Raw genomic sequence first — 16,309 nt, 5'->3', positions numbered from 1 at the left:
GCGATGCGCTCGCTGTGGATCGGCCCCCTGGGGCGGCTGCGGGAGATCCCCGAGGCCGCCGAACAGCACGACCGGACCGTGGAGCTGGGCGTGAGCGAGTTCGCGGCGTTGTCGGGCGGGATCACCACCACCCGTCTGGCCACCCCGCCGCGCCGCCTGACCCTGGCCTGGGGCGCGCTGTCCACCGCCTCCGCCAGCTGGGTGGCCGCGCTCGCGCTCGGCGCGGCCGGGCCCGGCCCGCTGGCCGTGCTCGACCCCACCACCTCCGGCAACCTCCTGGAAACGGGCCAGTCCATGGGAGTGGGACCCGCCGCGATGATCCAGATGGTGGGGTGGGGCACCCTGGCCACACGGACGGACGGCACGCTCACCGTCACCGACACCCGGCAGGAATCCCAGCTCTACTACCGGCACCCGCACTGGGGCGGCTACCCCGTCCTGCCGGGCGTCCGGGTGTGGTTCACCGCCGAGGCCACCGCCTTCGGCGCGAGCTGCCTGCTGAGCTTCTTCGACGCCACCGGCACGGCGGTGGGCGGCACCGACCCCGCCCCCATCGCCACCGCCGTCCCACCGCCGGGCGCGGTGATGGTCACCCCGAAGGTCCAGCTCCCCGTACTGACCGCGCCGACCCTGATCGGCGGGGCGGTGCTGCGCCTGGACGACCCGGTCACCGAGGAGATCCCGCCGTTCGGCGACGGCTGCCCGGCCATGACGGTCACCGACTACGCCGACACCCCGCGCCTGCCCCACCGCGACATGACCCTGCACCTGGTGGAGGTGCGCCGTGCTCGACGCTGACCCCGCCCTCACCGCCGCCCTGGACGCTCCCGACCGCGTCACCACCACCCTGACCCGGTTGGGCGGACGCGAGGTCACCGACCAGGTCACCGCCTGGGCACTGGACCGCGCCTACGACACCGACCTACCCGACCCCATCCGCACCACCAACGGCTCGGCCAGCGCCGAACTGCGCCTGACCCTGTCCGGCACCGACACCGGCACCGCCGCCCACCTGTACGGCCCCTACGCCCCCAACATCACCGGAGACCTGGCCCGGCCCGGCCAGTCCGTGATCCACGGCTGGGGCGTCGCGGACGACGCGTTGCCCGCGTTCCGGGGCAGCGTCCGCGACCGCTCCGCAGACGCCGTCACCGGCCTGGTCGAGATCACCGCCCTCGACGGCGCCGAGCGCCTGCGCGACGCCGCGCGCCTCCCCGCGACGCTGTCCACCACCGGCGGGCCGATCGCCTCCGGCACCTGGATCGTGGACCACCTCGCCCGCCGGGCCGGGATCTTCACCTGCCCGCCGCCGCGCCCCGGCTGCGTCCTGGACGTGACCATGCACGGCGGGATCACGCCGAGCATCGGCTTCTACCGCGAGCACGTCCAGACCCCGACCTCCTACGTCTTCGGCGACGGCGCCCCCTGGCAGTGCGCGCTGGAGGCGTACTCCACGCCCTACGTGCTGCGCTACGACCCGCGCACCCGCACCACCATCGGCGGCCGGTCCCTGCTGGTGGAAGCGTGGGTTCAGCAGAGCGGCAGCGGCTCGGCGGGCAACCAACTGCGGCTGTCCCTGCACTACGCCACCGACTCCGTCGCCGAGACCCTGTACCTGCTGGCCGACCTCACCGCGAACCTGATCACCGTCGGCACCGCCGGAAGCAGCACGGCCTCCAAGGGCTACAGCGGCGTCGGCCTGACCACGCGCGGCCCCTACCACGTCGGGGTGCACTGGTCCTGGACCGGCAAGACCCCCTCCGCGCGGATCTACGCCACCGGCCCCGGCATCCGGGGCGGCTACCTGGAGACCTGGCTCGGCGACCTCGCCCCCTTGGCCGACGCCCAGCTCTCCCACGTGGAGATCACCGGCGGCGCACCCGTGGAGGCCGTGCAGGTCTCCACCACCATCACCACCCCCGCCGGGCGCGGCGACTTCGAGCCCGCCTGGACGCGCGGCGGCGTCGTCACCGGCCTGACCTCCCAGCTCAACGCCATCCCGCCCACACAGGGCAGCGCGTGGGAGATCATCAGCGCCGTAGCCCAGGCCGAACAGGCCACCTGCGAGTTCGACCCGCACGGCCTGCTGCGCTACCGCCCGAACTCCCGCTTCCGCGCACCCGGACAACCCGCGCTGACCGTCACCAGCGCCCGCGAGATCGCCGCGCTGCGCGTCGCCGAGGCCATCGACTCCGTCCGCAACGTCATCGACGTCGCCTACCAGGACATCCAGCGCGACGAGGACGTCGAGGTGTTCAGCGACACCGGCACGCGCTCCATCCCGGCCGGGCAGAGCCTGACGCTGACCTTCGACTACGGCACGTCCGAGTACGACTGCGCGCCACCGCGCCTGTTCGCCGCAACCACGCCCTTCACCTCCAGCCGGGTCCGCTTCTCACCCACCACCAGCGGCACCACCGGCCTGCTCGGCGGCATCGAGACCACCACCGACCGCGACGGCAACCAACTGGTGATCACCTTCCGCAACGCCACCGGCGGCACCGTCCACATGATCACCACCGGCGGCACCAACTCCCTGGCCATCCGCGCCCCCCGTGCTTACCAGGACAGCACCACCGGCACCCGCACCGTCCGCCGCACCGACACCGCCAGCCAGCAGCGCTACGGCGCGCAGACCTACCAGGTCAAGTCCACCCCGTGGATTCAACGCTGGGACACCGCCGCCACCCTGGCCAACCACCTGCTCGGCATGGCCGCCCGCCCTCTCCCCGTCCTCGGCGAGGTCGAGATCCTGCCCGACCCGCGCTTGACGCTCGGCGACCTGGTGCGCGTGGTCGACCAGACCGGCACCGCCCTGGACACCCCCGCGTGGGTGGTGGGCATCAGCACCAGCGGCGACAACACCGGCCAGGTCCGCCAGACCCTCACCCTGCGCGCCACCACCAGCCCCACACCACCCGAGGACGTCGGCCTGTTCCCCGACCCGCCTACCGACCCCGACGCCCACGCCGTACTCGCCGCCGAGGGAGTACGGGTGCCTTGACCGGCGGAACCTCATCACCGGAGAGCACGGGCAGCTCGATGGGCCTGTCCCCGACCGGGGTCAACTCCAACGACGCGGCTATGTGCCTACCAGCCCTCACCTCGGCACGGACATGCGTCCGGTCAGCAGCCTTCGCCCAGAAGCGCAACACCATCCATACGACCAGGACAAGTGTGGCAAAGCCAGCAATTACGACCCACGACAGCAAGACAGACTCCAGCCCCGGCATCTGAGTCGAGCACTCATTGCCTGCTGGTTGCTGCTGTACAGCGGGCAAGACTAATAAAGCCATCTCGGCTCGATTGCCCTTCGCACTGAGGGCAACGAGACAGCTTCGGCGTACATCGTGAAGAGGACTGTCTACAAGGCAGCAACTGACCCCACGAGACTCAGATGCCACCTGGCAGCGTAGCGCAAGGAGGTGCGTTGGACCTCACAATGCTTCCCAGCCTCGGCGTCGCCGGTGCGCTCGTCCTGGTCGTGGCCCACCTGCTCAGCGCCAACCACCGCCTCATGACCGCCAACCGGGCGGACCGCGCCGAGTACCTGTCCGCCCTGGCAGCCCGCGAGACCGCGCACGCCGCCGAGCTGGCCAGCGTGCGCACCGCCCACGCCGCCGAACTCGCCGCGCTGCGCTCCCGGCTGACCAAGCTGGAACGCCGCCTGGGCGACCTGGAGACCGAGCTGGACGCCGAGCGCGACCGCCGCCGGGCCGCCGAGGACGCCGCAGCCGCCGCCCGACGCGGCGAGCCCTACCCACCACCGGCCTAACCAGCCGGTACCACCCGCGAGCCGACCACCACCCGGTGCTCCGGCCGCTTCGCCATGCCCACCGACAGATCGGAAGCGCTTGACCGACTACGGCATCGACATCGCCAGCCACCAGGGCGACCGGATCGACTGGCCCGCCGTCGCGGGCCACAACATCACCTACTGCTCGGTGAAGACCACCGAGGGCACCACCTACACCAACCCCCTGGCCGCCGCGCAGGTCGACGGCGCCCGCCGTGTCGGCATCGCGGTCGGCGGCTACCACTACGCCCACCCCGGCAACGTCGCAGGACAGGTCGGCTACTTCGCCGCAAGCCTGCACGCCCGCGGGCTGCTCGCCGAGGGCTCGATGTGGCCCATGCTCGACATGGAGGAGGACGGCTTCGGCGACCCCAACGACTTCATCGCCGAGTTCGTCGAGCGCTTCCGCGCCGCGACCGGCGCGCCGCTGCTGGTCTACGCCAACCAGAACTGGTTCACCCGGCTCCTGCGCCCCCACGAGTGGGCCGACGATCGCGTGCTGCTGTGGGTCGCGCAGTACAACGGCGACCCCGGCCGCCCGGACTACTCCCACCCCCGACTCGCCCTGCACCAGCACACCAGCAGCGGCAACGTCCACGGCTTCCCCAAGCCTGTCGACCGCAACGCCACCCTTCCCGGCTGGTTACGCGACGCGTTCATCCTCGGCACCCCGCCCACCCCCGCACCCCAGCAGCCCGCCCCGGCCCCCGCTGGCTGGGTGCCCTACGTCATCGCCCCCGGCGACACCCTCTCCGCCATCGCCGCCCGCACCGGCACCACCGTGGCCGAGCTCGCACACCGCAACGGCATCCCCGACCCGGACCTGATCCACGCGGGCCGCGTCATCCAGGTCCCCGGCACCGGGGGAGCGGGCGGCGGCGAGCGCTACCAGATCCGCCCCGGCGACACCCTCTCCGCGATCGCCGCCCGCTGGAGCACCACCGTGGCCGCCATCGCCGCGCGCAACAACATCGCCGACCCGAACCGCATCTACGCCGGTTCCTGGCTCACCCGCCCGTGACCGCCCACGAGAGCGCCGCCGGGATCGCCCCCGGCGGTTCCCTCGTGCTCTCCCTCGCCCTGCTGCTGTGGGCCGCGTCCAAGGCCGCCTGGCGGTTCGCGGCCTGGATGGACAAGCACAGCGGCGACCACCCCACTAGGAGGAAACCCCATGACCGACCCCCGTCCCCGCCCGCTGCGCCTCACCGCCTCCGTCATCGGCGGCCTCACCGCGCTGGTCACCGGCCTCGTCGGTGCCGGACTGCTCACCCCCGACCAGGGCGACGGCGTCACCGGCCTGATCACCGCCGTGGTGGTCGTGCTGGCCCACTTCGGCGTGGTGATCGCCACCGAGCGCCACGTCACCCCGCTGACCGACCCGCGCGACGCCCAGGGCCGCCCGCTCACCCCCGCCGAGGACGCCGACTGAGCGAGGAACCCGCCACGAGCACCACGCCATCGCGCCGCCCCGAACGGCTGCTGACCCAGAACCGCTACCTGCGGCAGTTCGGGATCTACGGCTTCACCCTGCCCGCGCTGGCCGGACGCCTACCCGACGGCCGCACCTACCTGACCTGCCCGACCGCCGGGGTGTGCGCCGGGGTGTGCTACGCCCGGCACGGCACCTACCGATTCCCCCAGGTCCTGGCCAAGCACGAGCGCAACCTCGCGCGGGTACTGGACGACCTGCCGCAGTGGGAGAGCGACATCCTCGCCGAACTCGCGCACGAACGGTTCCGGGGAGGCAAGGCGCTAAGGGTGCACGACAGCGGGGACTACTTCTCCGACGCCTACCTGAGCGCCTGGCTGCGCATCGCCCGCGCCGTCCCGGACGTGCTGTTCTACAGCTACACCAAGGAGGTCTCCAGGTTCCGGCGTCTGGTCGAGCCGGACCCGCCCGCGAACTTCCGCTGGGTCTACAGCTACGGCGGCCGGGAGGACCACCTCCTCGACCCTGAGCACGGAGACCGGGTCGCCGACGTCTTCCCCGACGAGGCCGCCATCACCTCCGCCGGATGGCACACCAACGCGGCCACCGACCTCGACGCCGTCCTCGGACCGAGCCCGGTCGGCATGACCCAGAACGCCCAACCGCACCTGCGCCACCGCATCGGCGGGCGCACCTTCGGTGAGTGGCAGGCTGCCGAACACGCGCGCGGCCGGAGCCTGCCCCGCCGCCCCCCGCACCGCTGACCAGCACCACCGGACCGGAAAGGAGCCCTGTGGCCACCACAGAGCCTCTCCGCTACACCCCCGCCACCGACCCCCGCACCCTGCTCTCCGCCGAGGAGTTGGACACGGCGCGCGCGAACGTCGCACGTGCTCCCCGCCTGACCCCGGCACAGTTGGACACGGTCGCGGCGGTCCTGCGCCCGCACCTGCGGGCACTGCTCCAGCCAGACCGCGTGGCCTGACCCCGCACAGACAAGATGGCCCCGCCCCGGTCACCGGGGCGGGGCCATTTTTGGCGTTGGTACGCGGTCAGGCCGCCGTCGTGGCCTCCTGCACCGGGGTCGCTGCCGGAGCGGACCGCACCCCGAGATCGACAGCGCCGGGGTCGAATGGTCCCCGCTTGCGGGACGCGCGCAGCAGCCTCGGCCGCATGATCGTGCGCAGGATCTCCCGCTGCTCCACCACCGACATTCCCAGGAACACCTGACGTAGGTCGGTCTGCCGCTCGGCCAGCAGGCTCACCAGCGACGGCGGCACCGTCACCCGCCGGGCCAACTCGTCCTGCCGGGCGATCTCCGGCAACAACCCCGACTCGAACATGGCGAACGACTCGGGAGTGATCCCGCCCGCCATCGCCTGCGCGCGCAGCCCGTCCAACCTGGCGCGCAACTGCTGCGCCTTCCGCTGCGCCGCGCGGGCCTGGCCTGTGTCGGCCTCGTCCAGCCGGAACAGGCTCGCCGCGTTCTCCCGCTCCAGCAGCGACAACGCCGACTCGGTCAGCCACAGGTCCAACGGCGCGTACTCCCGCACCACACACGAACGCCGATAGCAGCGCATACGCAACTTGCCCGCGTTCGTGACCACCGTGGTGTTGCCGCCGCACACCCCGCACACCACGATCCCCGACCAGCGGTACTTCACGCGGTTGCCGTCCCGGACCTTCCCGTGCTCGGGCGCGGACAGCAGCGCCACCACCTGCTCGTGCTGCTCCAGGGTCTTGATCGGCTCCCACCGCGTCTCCAGCGGCACCGCCCGGACCCCACCGGACTCGTCGACGACCTCGCGCATCGCGACCTCACCGTGATAGACCCGCAGCCCCGCCGATGGCGCGGACAGCGCCAGTCTGCGCACCTTGCCCGCGTCCCACTCGCACCGGAAGATCCGCTTCACCCCGGCCCGGTTCAGCGCCCGCGCGACTTCCTTCGGGGTCTGCCCGCCGCGCACCTCGGCGACGATCGCCGCCGCGTTCTCGCATTCCTCCGGCGACAACTCCGACATCAGCCGCAACCATTCCTCAGGATAGCGGTGGTGCTCCACCAGACGCGCCACGTAGCGCTTGTCCCAACGCCGGTCGTGCGGGCAGGGAACACCCTCCCCGTTCAACTCGCGGGCGATCCAGGACAGCGGCTTCCGCTCCAGCACCCACGCCACGATCCGGCGGATCACCTCGGCTTCCTCCTCCACGACCGCCCACCCCAAAGACCTCCCGGTCTCCGGGCTGTAAACAGGGCGGTACCCGTAGGCGACGGTCCCGGCGTGCTCGCCGCGCTCCGCACGCGACCACACCCCTCGGCGCGTGTTGAGCGAAATCTCATCCGAACGCCCCTCGGCCTCCACCGCGTCCTTCGCGCTGTCACGCCTGTCCTTCGGATCGCGTATGTCGTAAATGCGGTTGCCGTAGGCCCAGAAACCGCCGGTCTCCCTGCACAGCTCCCGCAGACGGGCGTACACTCCGATGTCACGCTGGGCACGGGCGGAGTCCCACGTCCAGACCAGGTTGCCCAGCCCGGACCGCATCGCGTCCACTGTCAGTTCGTACCCGCCCCGCACCTCGGTGGCGAACGTCGAACCGCTCAGGTTGTTGTCGGAATACGTGGCGACGTGCTTGATGTCGTTGTCGCGGAAGAACTGCAACCCGATCTTGAGCTGCGAATCAACGGACACCGCAGCCCCCGAACGGTCCTGCGAGGCACGCAGGTAGATAACCCCGGACAGGGGCATCGAGAGCGAGCGGCCCGCGCGCACGGAACCCGACGAAGGAGTGGAGAAGATGGCCATTACTGTCCCCCGATCACGATAGCGCCAGTGTAGTCGACACAACCGCGAATATCCCGCAAACCGGAAAGCGGGTACGGTTCCCCAAAGGGGGGATCGGCGGGAAAGCAACCTGCTGGCTTACTGATTTGAAAATTCATGGACTTGACCGTAATTGTGAATAGGGGCAAGCCCGAGCACGCTCGTCAAGATGCCGCCGCACTGCCCGGAAGACCGGGGTGCCCAACGGCGTCTTGACGAGCGTGCTTGCCTGAAAGGAGGCCACACGGAGAAGAGGGACCCCACCCACCGCAGGGGTAAACCGGCACCGAGCACCAACGGCCACCGGCCGACAGAGCCCGTCCCCCTCTTTTTTGGAGGTCTGCCCCGCCGGCGAGGCGTGCCCTTCAGCTCTCAAGCTCTCCACTCTCGATCTTGTGGTCCGAACACCCCCCGCACCCCCACTACGATCCCCCCATGGGGGCTCTGATCATCGCGGTAGTGCTGCTGCTCGTCTTCCTCGTGCAACTCAAGCGGGAACCCAGACGACTGGGCAACGGCGTCTACCTGCTGATGAGCCTGGCGTTCTTCGCCCTCTGGCTGCTCACCCTCGCCACCCCCCAGACCAGGACGCTGGTGGTAGGCGCGGTAGTCCTGATCGCCCCGGTATTCGTCACCGTGATCGCCCTGTTCCTCATCGCCAACGGCGTCACCCTGCTGCGCCGCGAGGGCGTCAAACCAGGCAACGCCCTCTCCTTCGGCGCAGGCACCGCCATCCTGTGCGTCGTAGGCGGCCTGCTCCTGGTCCTGCTCTCCGCCCTGCGCGAAGGCTCCCCCGACCCCTGGGTGCTGGCAGCAGCCGGTTCCCTGGTCCTCCTGGCCGGCTACCTGGGCTTCGCCTTCACCCTCTTCCTGCTCTACTCCGTGCTCTACGGCCGAGTCCGCAAGCGCACCGGCCACACCGCGATCATCGTCCTGGGCGCGGGCGTCCCCGGCGGCCGAGTGACCCCGCTCCTGGCAGGCCGCCTGGACCGCGCCCTGAAGCTCTACCGCCGCGCCGCAGCCAAGGGCGCTTCCCCCGTGGTAGTCGCCTCCGGCGGCCAAGGCCCAGACGAACCAGCCTCCGAAGCCGAGGTCATGGCCAACTACCTCCGCGAACGCGGCATCCCGGACGAGGCCCTCCTGGAAGAGCGCGAGTCCACCTCGACCTGGGAGAACCTCCGCCTCTCCTCCGCCCTGCTCGCCGAACGCGGCGTGACCGGCAGACTCCTGGTCGTCACCAGCAGCTACCACGTCCCCCGAGCCGCGATCCTCTCCCGCCGCGCAGGCCTGAAGGCAGACGTCCGAGGCGGCCGAACCGCCTGGTACTTCGTGCCGAACGCCTTCCTCCGCGAGTTCGCCGCCCTCCTGGTCCAGTACCGCACCCTCAACGCCCTGGCAGCCTGCACCGCACTCTCCGTCTTCCCGCTCCTGGCCTACGGCGTCTGAAAAGCACGACCCGGCCGACCGGACACCGCGTCACAGATCCAGCGGCGCCGACCCGAAGGCCACGTTGAACCGGTCGCACCACACCACGACGCTGCGCAGCCCCGACAGGTCCGCGTCCTCCGGAATCAGGTAGTTCTGGTTGCCGTCGGTGGCCTTCATGGGACCGAGCGGCAGGTAGCGCCCATCGTCGTACTTGCCCCACTCCCCACCCGCGGTCGCGTCGGAGAGCCAGATGTGCAGGTCGGGCCCGTCCGAGGTGGAGAACCCCTCCAGCCGCAGCACGCGCGCGGCCCCGCTGCGCAGCACGGTGGCGGTGCCCCGCGTCTCGTGCTCCTGGGTGACGAACCCACCCGTGGCCAGCACCGTCGGCTGGTCGGCGGTCGCCGACGACGTCCCACCGGGCGTCGTGGCACCGCTGCCCACCGCCGCCCCGGTGCTCGACGCCCCCGCCCCGGTGCTCACCCCCGCACCGGTCGAGACGCTGAACTCGGCGGGCAGCGCCTCGTCCGCCTCGCTGCGCGTCCACAACCGCCACGGCTGGAACACCCACAGCCCGACGACCGCAGCCACCACCACAACCCCCGACACCGCCCAAACCGCTCTCCTGCGCACCGAACCGCGCACCACGTCCCCTCCCGTTCTCCGCAGACGACCCGCCACCATGCCACGGGTCGCGCCCGATGACCACGACCACCGCGCCACACCCGCCCCACGCAGCGACTAGGCTGCCCACCGGGGTCGCCAGCCGATCCCGAGCGGGTTGAGCAGGCAGCCCACCGCAGTTCGCGCTAGTGGGATGGAGGGAGCGGGCCGGTGTCCGAGCTGGATGCAGCCGCGGTGGTCACGGTGGGTTCCGACGTGGTGCGCGGGGTGCCCGTGCTGCGCGTCGCCGGGGAGATCGACACCAACGTCGCCGACGAGGTCCGCCGGGCGCTGCTGCCCTGGCTGGACGGGTTGCGCGGGCCAGGGGTGCTCGACCTGACCGGGGTGAGGTTCATGGCCTCCACCGGGTTGTCGCTGCTGATCGAGGCCGCCCGGCGCAGGCCGGCGAAGCTGGTGCTGGCCACCGCCCAGCGCGGCGTGCTCCGGCCGCTGCAGCTGACCGGGATGAGCGCGCTGCTCCCGACGCACCCCACCGTGGACCTGGCCGTGGACGCCCAGCTCGGGGCCGCCCTGGCCGGGATGCCCAGCACGGCCTGACCACCCTCGGTCCACGGGCGGCCTGCCCGCGGACCACCCGCACGGCGCCCTGGGGGGACGAGATCACAGCTGGTGGAAGACGCGATCCTGGTCCGCGCGCCGCGACGGCGGTGGGCGCGGGCGCTCCCGCCACGGCGGCGGACCCGCCCCCGGTCCCCACCACGGCTCCGGTCCCCACCACGGCTCCGGTCCCCACCACGGCTCCGGCACCGGCCACGGCCCCGACACCGACACCAGCCCCGCCCCTGGGCACGACCACACCACCAACCCCGGTCCTGGGCGCAGGTGTCGCCACCGCCACCGCCCTGACGCTGGCACTCGCCGGGGCCGCAGCCCCAGCCGACAACAGCGCGGGAAAGGCGGCCATCATGGACGAGGTGGACGCCCCAACCACCCCACCCACCCCGGCCGCGCTGGACCTCACGCCCCGCCCACCCCTGGCCGAGGTGCGCCGCTGGACCGGCGCGCTGCTGATCGACGCCGACGAGGAAGCAGCGGACGACGTGCTGCTCGTGGTCAACGAGCTGGTCGCCAACGCCTACGACCACACCACCTCCCCACTCGCCCTGCGCCTCACCACCACCCCCGAGCACGTGCGCGTGGAGGTCGAGGACGGCTCCCCCGACCCACCACGCCCGGACCTCACCGCGGGCCTGCGCCAGATCGGCACGCGCGGACGCGGCCTGCTGCTGATCCGCCAGCTGACCGACCGCTGGGGCAGCACGCCCCACCCCGGCGGCAAGACCGTGTGGGCGGAGCTGCCGAACGTCCCGGCGACCTGAGCCCGACGCCCCACCAACGAGGCCACGGCGGATCTCACGGGAAGAGCGCGGCGGGGCACTCCGGGCGCGTTGGACGCCGGCGCACTCCCCGGTGAGGGGTCGGGCGGCGGAGTGGATGAGCGTGGCGGCGAGCAGGGCCGGTCCGGCGGACGAGACGGCCATCAGCAGCCCGCCGACCGGGGCGGCGAGGCGTCGGCAGCGGGCGCCGAGCCTGCCCGGCGCCGGGTCGACCACGGAGCTGACGCCGAGGACGGCGGTGCAGGCGCCGAGCGCGCGCCTGCGGGCCGCGCCCTCGAAGCGCACCTGGACGGCGGTCAGCACCCTGGAGACCATGAGCGCCGCGCCCGCGCCCTGGACCACCCGCGCGGCCACCAGCGCCGGGCCGGTGGGGGCGAGGCCGCAGGCCGGGGAGGCGGCGGTGAAGGTGGCGGGCCCGACGAGGTGGGCCCAGCGGCGGCCCCTGATCTCGCCGAGGTGGGCCCCGGTGATCAGCAGGACGGCGAGCTGCGGCAGGACACCGACACGGGCACGACCGTGTCGATGTGCGTCGCGGCGGCGCAGGGCGCGGAGACGGGCGCGGGCGAGCGCTGAGGGCCCGCCCGGCGCCACTCCCCCGTCACACCTCCCGCCGCAGCACATCCTCCTCCGTCTCCCGCCGCACCAGCACCCGCGCCACTCCGTCGCGCACGCCCACCACAGGCGGCCTGCCCACGGCGTTGTAGTTCGACGCCAGCGCGTGGTGGTAGGCGCCCGTCACCGGCACCGCCAGCAGGTCCCCCGCGCGCACGTCCGCGGGCAGCGGCACGTCCTCGGCGAGCACGTCACCCGCCTCGCAGTGCCTGCCCACCACCGTCACCGGCGCGCGCCGCCCGCCCCGGCCGACCAGGCGCACCGCGTACCGGCTCCCGTACAGCGCGGGCCTGGGGTTGTCGCTCATGCCCCCGTCCACGGCCACGAACACCCGCCTCACCCCGCGCTTGACGGCAGCCACCCGGTACAGCGTCACACCAGCGCCCGCGACGACCGACCGCCCCGGCTCGATCAGCAGCCTCGGCACCGGCACGCGCCGCAGCGCGCACTCGTGGCTCAGCGCCACCCGCACCCGGTGCGCGAACCCGCCAAGGTCGAACTCCCCCTCCCCCGGCAGGTAGGGCACCGCGAACCCGCCGCCGAGGTCCAGCTGCTCGATCCGCACCCCGCACGAGGCGATCAGCCCGACCATCCGCCGCGCCGCCTCCTCGTACACCGCGACGTGCCGCACCTGCGACCCGACGTGGCAGTGCAGCCCCACCAGCCTCAGCGACGGCTGCTCGACCACCCGCAGCACCGCCTCCAGCGCGTCCCCACCCGCCAGGGGGAAGCCGAACTTCTGGTCCTCCACCCCGGTCGCCACCGCCCGGTGGGTGCGCGGGTCGACGCCGGGGGTGACCCGGACCAGCACGTCCTGCGGCCCCCTGGCCAGCGCGCCCAGCTGCTCGATCTCGTCGAACGAGTCCACCACCACCCGCCCGACCCCGTACCCGAGGGCGGCCTTGAGGTCCTCGGGCGTCTTGACGTTGCCGTGCAGCAGAATCCGCTCCGCCGGGAACCCGACCGACCGCGCGATCGCCAGCTCCCCCGCCGAGCACACGTCCAGCGACAGCCCCTCGTCCGCCACCCACCGGTACACCGCGCGGCACGGCAGCGCCTTGCCCGCGAACACCACCTCAGCCTCCGGCAGCACCTCCCGGAACCCGCGCGCCCGCGCCCGGACCGTGCCCTCGTCGAGCACCTGGCAGGGCGTGCCGAACCGGGCGGCGAGCTCGGTCGCGGGCACCCCGCCGAGCAGCAGCTCCCCCCGCTCCAGCCGGGTCCCCAGGGGCCACAGCCCCGCCTCCAGGGCCGGTTCGCCGGTCATGCCGACGCTGGGCAGCAACTCCGCGAGTGTCATGCCCGCCAGCACACGCCCGAACCGGCCGGGGCGACAGCGGCGCGAACGCGTCCCTGACGGCGTGCCGGGCGGGATTGACGCCGCCCTGACCCGACCGCCCCAGCCCGCTCTCGAACCCGGCGGAAGCACCCCCGAAACGCTCCGGAAACCCGCCCGCGCATTCCCCCGAACGCCTACCTCACGGCGATTTTGATGCTTTTTTTACGCCGGGACGCCGCGATATTCACTCCTCCGAGCCGCGCGGGGACGTTGACTTCTCATGCCCGACGACGTGATCGAGGAGAGACCCCGAATGTCCGAAACACCGGTTTTCGCCGTTCCACCCAGGGTGGAAAGCCCGGTACGCCCGGCCGCGCCCGCCAACCGGGTGGGGCGCTGGCTGCTGGAGCACCGGGTGCAACCGGCGGGACCCGCGGGCACCGACCAGCACAGCACGCCCCAGGCGTGGTGGAAGGTCATGTGCCTGACCGGCGTCGACTACTTCTCGACCCTGTCCTACCTGCCGGGCATCGCGGCGCTGGCGGCCGGGGCGGTCTCGCCGCTGGCGACGCTGCTGATCGTCGCGCTGACCCTGTTCGGGATGCTGCCGATGTACCGCCGGGTGGCGCACGAGTCGCCGCACGGGCAGGGCTCGGTGGCGATGCTGGAGGACCTGCTGCCGTTCTGGCGCGGCAAGCTGTTCGTGCTGGTGCTGCTGGGTTTCGTGGCCACCTCGTGGATCATCACGATCACCCTGTCGGCGGCCGACGCGTCGGTGCACGCGCTGGAGAACCCGCACGCGCCCGCGTTCCTGCACGGGCACGAGGTGCTGGTCACCGTGGTGCTGCTGCTCGTGCTGGGCGGGGTGTTCCTGCTGGGCTTCACCGAGGCGGTCAGCGTGGCCATCCCGCTGGTCGCGGTGTTCCTGCTGCTCAACGCGGTGGTCGTGGTCGCCGGCGTGCTGGAGGTGATCGCGAACCCGGACGTGCTGGACGGCTGGTTCGCGGCGCTGACCTCCACCGGCGGCGGCGGGGTGCTGGGCGTGGTCGGCCCGGCCCTGCTGGCGTTCCCGCTGCTCGTGCTCGGCCTGTCCGGGTTCGAGACCGGGGTGAGCATGATGCCGCTGGTCGAGGCGAAGGGCGCCGACGACGCCGAACGCCTGGCGAACCGCGTCCGCAACACCCGCAAGCTGCTCACCACCGCCGCGCTGATCATGTCGGTGTACCTGGTGGCCACCAGCTTCGTGACCACCCTGCTCGTGCCGGTCGAGCAGTTCCGCCCCGGCGGCGAGGCCAACGGGCGGGCGCTGGCCTACCTGGCGCACGAGCTGCTCGGCGAGTGGGTCGGCACGGCCTACGACATCAGCAGCGTGCTGATCCTGTGGTTCGCCGGCGCGTCCGCGATGGCCGGGCTGATCAACATCGTGCCGCGCTACCTGCCCGCGTACGGCATGGCCCCGGACTGGACGCGCGCCGTCCGACCGGTCGTGCTGGTCTACACGGTGATCTGCGTCGGCATCACGGTGATCTTCCAGGCCGACGTGGACGCCCAGGCCGGCGCGTACGCGACCGGCATCCTGGCGATGATGGTGTCGGCGTCGGTGGCGGTGACCCTGTCGGTGGCGCGCGCCGGGCGGCGGGGCGCGGCCTCGGCGTTCGCGGTGCTGACCCTGATCCTGGTGTACGCGCTGGTGGAGAACGTGATCGAGAAGCCGGACGGCATCACGATCTCGTTCGTGTTCATCGTCGGCATCATCGCCGTCTCGCTGGTCTCGCGGATCTCGCGCACCACCGAGCTGCGCGTGGAGCACATCGAGTTCGACGAGACGGCGCGCAGGCTCATCACCGACTCGATCGCCCACGACGGCGCGCTGACCGTGATCGCGAACCGCAGGCAGGCCGGTGACGTGGCCGAGTACGCGGACAAGGAGGCCGAGCAGCGCGGGGTGAACCCGGTGCCGGGGCAGGCGGACGTGCTGTTCCTGGAGATCGACGTGGTGGACCCGTCGGACTTCAGCGACGTGCTGGAGGTGCGCGGCGTGGAGGTGGGCGGCCACCGGGTGCTGCGCGCGGACAGCCCGGCGGCGCCGAACGCGATCGCCGCGATACTGCTGGCGCTGCGCGACTGCACCGGGGTGCGCCCGCACTGCCACTTCGCGTGGAGCGAGGGCAGCCCGCTGGGGCACCTGTTCCGCTACCTGCTGGTGGGGCGCGGCGACACGGCGCCGGTGGTGCGGGAGATCATCCGGGCGCACGAGTCCGACCCGGAGCGCAGGCCGGGCATCCACGTGGGGGCCTGAGCGGGCACGACGGCGGGGTGGTCCAGGCAGGCAGCGTGGTCCAGGCCAGTGGCGTGGTCCAAGCCGGTGGGGTGCTCCCGGCCGGTGGGGTGCTCCCGGCCGGTGGGGGCTCCAGGGCGCTGCGGCGGCCGATCGCGCGGGCGTGGTCGGCGAACCGCTCGCAGTGCTCGCTGAGCAGCGCCGCGTCGACGACGGCGTCCTCAACGCCGCGCAGCACGGCCAGCACGGACCGGGGCACTCACCAAACGCGAAGAGCCACACCAACTGGGCTTCGGCGTGGGAGGCGCGGTGCAGCGGTTTGTGGTCTCGCGCTGCCGCGCGGCGCGGGGGACTGGGTCGCGAGCAGCACCTGGCCGCCGTGCCGCGCGGCGCCCCGCGCCAGGTCGCACACGGCGGCCAGGTCCGGCACCAGCGCGTCCCGCCGGTCGTGGAACACGTCGCGCATCGCGCTCTCCCTCGGAGGATCGGATCGGAAGGCCCCGATCCCAACCGGGCGCGCACCCCGGCGACAAGCCCTCACCCGCCGAACTTGCGCTTTCCTTCCGCCCCGACTCCCGCCCGTCACAAACCCCCGTCACCCCGCCGTCACTTTTTGTGATGACGATCAGGAAACAGTAGTAGCCCATTCG

15 protein-coding genes are annotated in these 16,309 nt (G+C 72.4%); 12 read left to right on the top strand and 3 right to left on the bottom strand.

What is annotated here, in order from left to right:
- Nucleotides 1-3 precede the first annotated feature (3 nt).
- The 7 genes from AMIR_RS16235 (at nt 4) to AMIR_RS16205 (ending at nt 6,210) form a co-directional block, all read left to right on the top strand.
- On the top strand, nt 4-798 hold the full coding sequence (locus tag AMIR_RS16235; protein WP_015802043.1) for a hypothetical protein: 795 nt from the start codon (nt 4-6) through the stop codon (nt 796-798).
- Entirely contained in the window at nt 785-3,004 is a 2,220-nt protein-coding gene (locus tag AMIR_RS42770) for a hypothetical protein (RefSeq protein ID WP_015802042.1), read from the top strand. Before AMIR_RS16235 ends, AMIR_RS42770 begins: the two co-directional genes overlap by 14 nt.
- A gap of 426 nt (nt 3,005-3,430) precedes the next feature.
- The gene (locus AMIR_RS35790) at nt 3,431-3,775 is read left to right on the top strand and encodes a hypothetical protein (protein WP_015802041.1); all 345 of its coding nucleotides are present in this window, start codon (nt 3,431-3,433) and stop codon (nt 3,773-3,775) included.
- 79 nt (nt 3,776-3,854) lie between these two features.
- The gene (locus AMIR_RS42765; RefSeq protein ID WP_015802040.1) at nt 3,855-4,817 is read left to right on the top strand and encodes a GH25 family lysozyme; all 963 of its coding nucleotides are present in this window, start codon (nt 3,855-3,857) and stop codon (nt 4,815-4,817) included.
- A gap of 150 nt (nt 4,818-4,967) precedes the next feature.
- Nucleotides 4,968-5,225 (top strand): hypothetical protein, encoded by a 258-nt coding sequence (locus AMIR_RS16215; protein ID WP_015802039.1) that lies wholly within the window; start codon nt 4,968-4,970, stop codon nt 5,223-5,225.
- Nucleotides 5,226-5,272: 47 nt separating this feature from the next.
- The gene (locus AMIR_RS16210) at nt 5,273-5,989 is read left to right on the top strand and encodes a GP88 family protein (RefSeq protein ID WP_187313552.1); all 717 of its coding nucleotides are present in this window, start codon (nt 5,273-5,275) and stop codon (nt 5,987-5,989) included.
- Between the two features lie 29 nt (nt 5,990-6,018).
- Nucleotides 6,019-6,210 carry a hypothetical protein gene (locus tag AMIR_RS16205; RefSeq protein WP_015802037.1) on the top strand — a complete coding sequence of 64 codons (192 nt, stop codon included), beginning with the start codon at nt 6,019-6,021 and terminating at the stop codon, nt 6,208-6,210.
- 67 nt (nt 6,211-6,277) lie between these two features.
- On the opposite strand, the gene AMIR_RS16200 is transcribed toward AMIR_RS16205, so the two are convergent.
- Nucleotides 6,278-8,026: a recombinase family protein gene (locus tag AMIR_RS16200; RefSeq protein WP_015802036.1), complete on the bottom strand. Its 1,749-nt coding sequence runs from the start codon at nt 8,024-8,026 to the stop codon at nt 6,278-6,280.
- Between the two features lie 453 nt (nt 8,027-8,479).
- Here AMIR_RS16200 and AMIR_RS16195 point away from each other — a divergent pair, with 453 nt between their 5' ends.
- Entirely contained in the window at nt 8,480-9,490 is a 1,011-nt protein-coding gene (locus AMIR_RS16195) for a YdcF family protein (RefSeq protein ID WP_015802035.1), read from the top strand.
- 30 nt (nt 9,491-9,520) lie between these two features.
- Here AMIR_RS16195 and AMIR_RS16190 read toward each other — a convergent pair whose 3' ends face one another.
- Nucleotides 9,521-10,060: a DM13 domain-containing protein gene (locus tag AMIR_RS16190; RefSeq protein WP_245554621.1), complete on the bottom strand. Its 540-nt coding sequence runs from the start codon at nt 10,058-10,060 to the stop codon at nt 9,521-9,523.
- Between the two features lie 243 nt (nt 10,061-10,303).
- On the opposite strand from AMIR_RS16190, the gene AMIR_RS16185 reads away from it, so the two are divergent.
- The 3 genes from AMIR_RS16185 (at nt 10,304) to AMIR_RS16175 (ending at nt 12,063) form a co-directional block, all read left to right on the top strand.
- Nucleotides 10,304-10,690 (top strand): anti-sigma factor antagonist, encoded by a 387-nt coding sequence (locus AMIR_RS16185; RefSeq protein WP_015802033.1) that lies wholly within the window; start codon nt 10,304-10,306, stop codon nt 10,688-10,690.
- A 368-nt stretch (nt 10,691-11,058) separates the two neighbouring features.
- Nucleotides 11,059-11,472, top strand: coding sequence for an ATP-binding protein (locus AMIR_RS16180; protein WP_015802032.1), 414 nt, complete (start codon nt 11,059-11,061; stop codon nt 11,470-11,472).
- A gap of 111 nt (nt 11,473-11,583) precedes the next feature.
- Complete coding sequence (locus AMIR_RS16175) at nt 11,584-12,063, top strand: hypothetical protein (protein ID WP_041836795.1); 480 nt, start codon at nt 11,584-11,586, stop codon at nt 12,061-12,063.
- Between the two features lie 25 nt (nt 12,064-12,088).
- On the opposite strand, the gene lysA is transcribed toward AMIR_RS16175, so the two are convergent.
- The gene (gene lysA / locus AMIR_RS16170) at nt 12,089-13,402 is read right to left on the bottom strand and encodes a diaminopimelate decarboxylase (RefSeq protein WP_015802031.1); all 1,314 of its coding nucleotides are present in this window, start codon (nt 13,400-13,402) and stop codon (nt 12,089-12,091) included.
- A 292-nt stretch (nt 13,403-13,694) separates the two neighbouring features.
- Here lysA and AMIR_RS16165 point away from each other — a divergent pair, with 292 nt between their 5' ends.
- A complete protein-coding gene (locus tag AMIR_RS16165) occupies nt 13,695-15,680 on the top strand; it encodes an APC family permease (RefSeq protein ID WP_015802030.1) in 1,986 nt (661 codons plus the stop codon).
- Nucleotides 15,681-16,309 lie beyond the last annotated feature (629 nt).

It is taken from the genome of Actinosynnema mirum DSM 43827, from assembly GCF_000023245.1.
GTDB lineage: Bacteria > Actinomycetota > Actinomycetes > Mycobacteriales > Pseudonocardiaceae > Actinosynnema > Actinosynnema mirum.
The sequence above is the reverse complement of the archived record's forward strand: the minus strand, read 5'-3'. Positions and strand labels throughout refer to the sequence as shown.

Bases quoted from the DNA above. Each gene is read 5' to 3' on its own strand.
- AMIR_RS16235 (WP_015802043.1), top strand. From the start codon at position 4: ATGCGCTCGCTGTGGATCGGCCCCCTGGGGCGGCTGCGGGAGATCCCC.
- AMIR_RS16215 (WP_015802039.1), top strand. From the start codon at position 4,968: ATGACCGACCCCCGTCCCCGCCCGCTGCGCCTCACCGCCTCCGTCATC.
- AMIR_RS16200 (WP_015802036.1), bottom strand. From the start codon at position 8,026: ATGGCCATCTTCTCCACTCCTTCGTCGGGTTCCGTGCGCGCGGGCCGC.
- AMIR_RS16195 (WP_015802035.1), top strand. From the start codon at position 8,480: ATGGGGGCTCTGATCATCGCGGTAGTGCTGCTGCTCGTCTTCCTCGTG.
- AMIR_RS16180 (WP_015802032.1), top strand. From the start codon at position 11,059: ATGGACGAGGTGGACGCCCCAACCACCCCACCCACCCCGGCCGCGCTG.
- lysA (WP_015802031.1), bottom strand. From the start codon at position 13,402: ATGACACTCGCGGAGTTGCTGCCCAGCGTCGGCATGACCGGCGAACCG.
- AMIR_RS16165 (WP_015802030.1), top strand. From the start codon at position 13,695: ATGTCCGAAACACCGGTTTTCGCCGTTCCACCCAGGGTGGAAAGCCCG.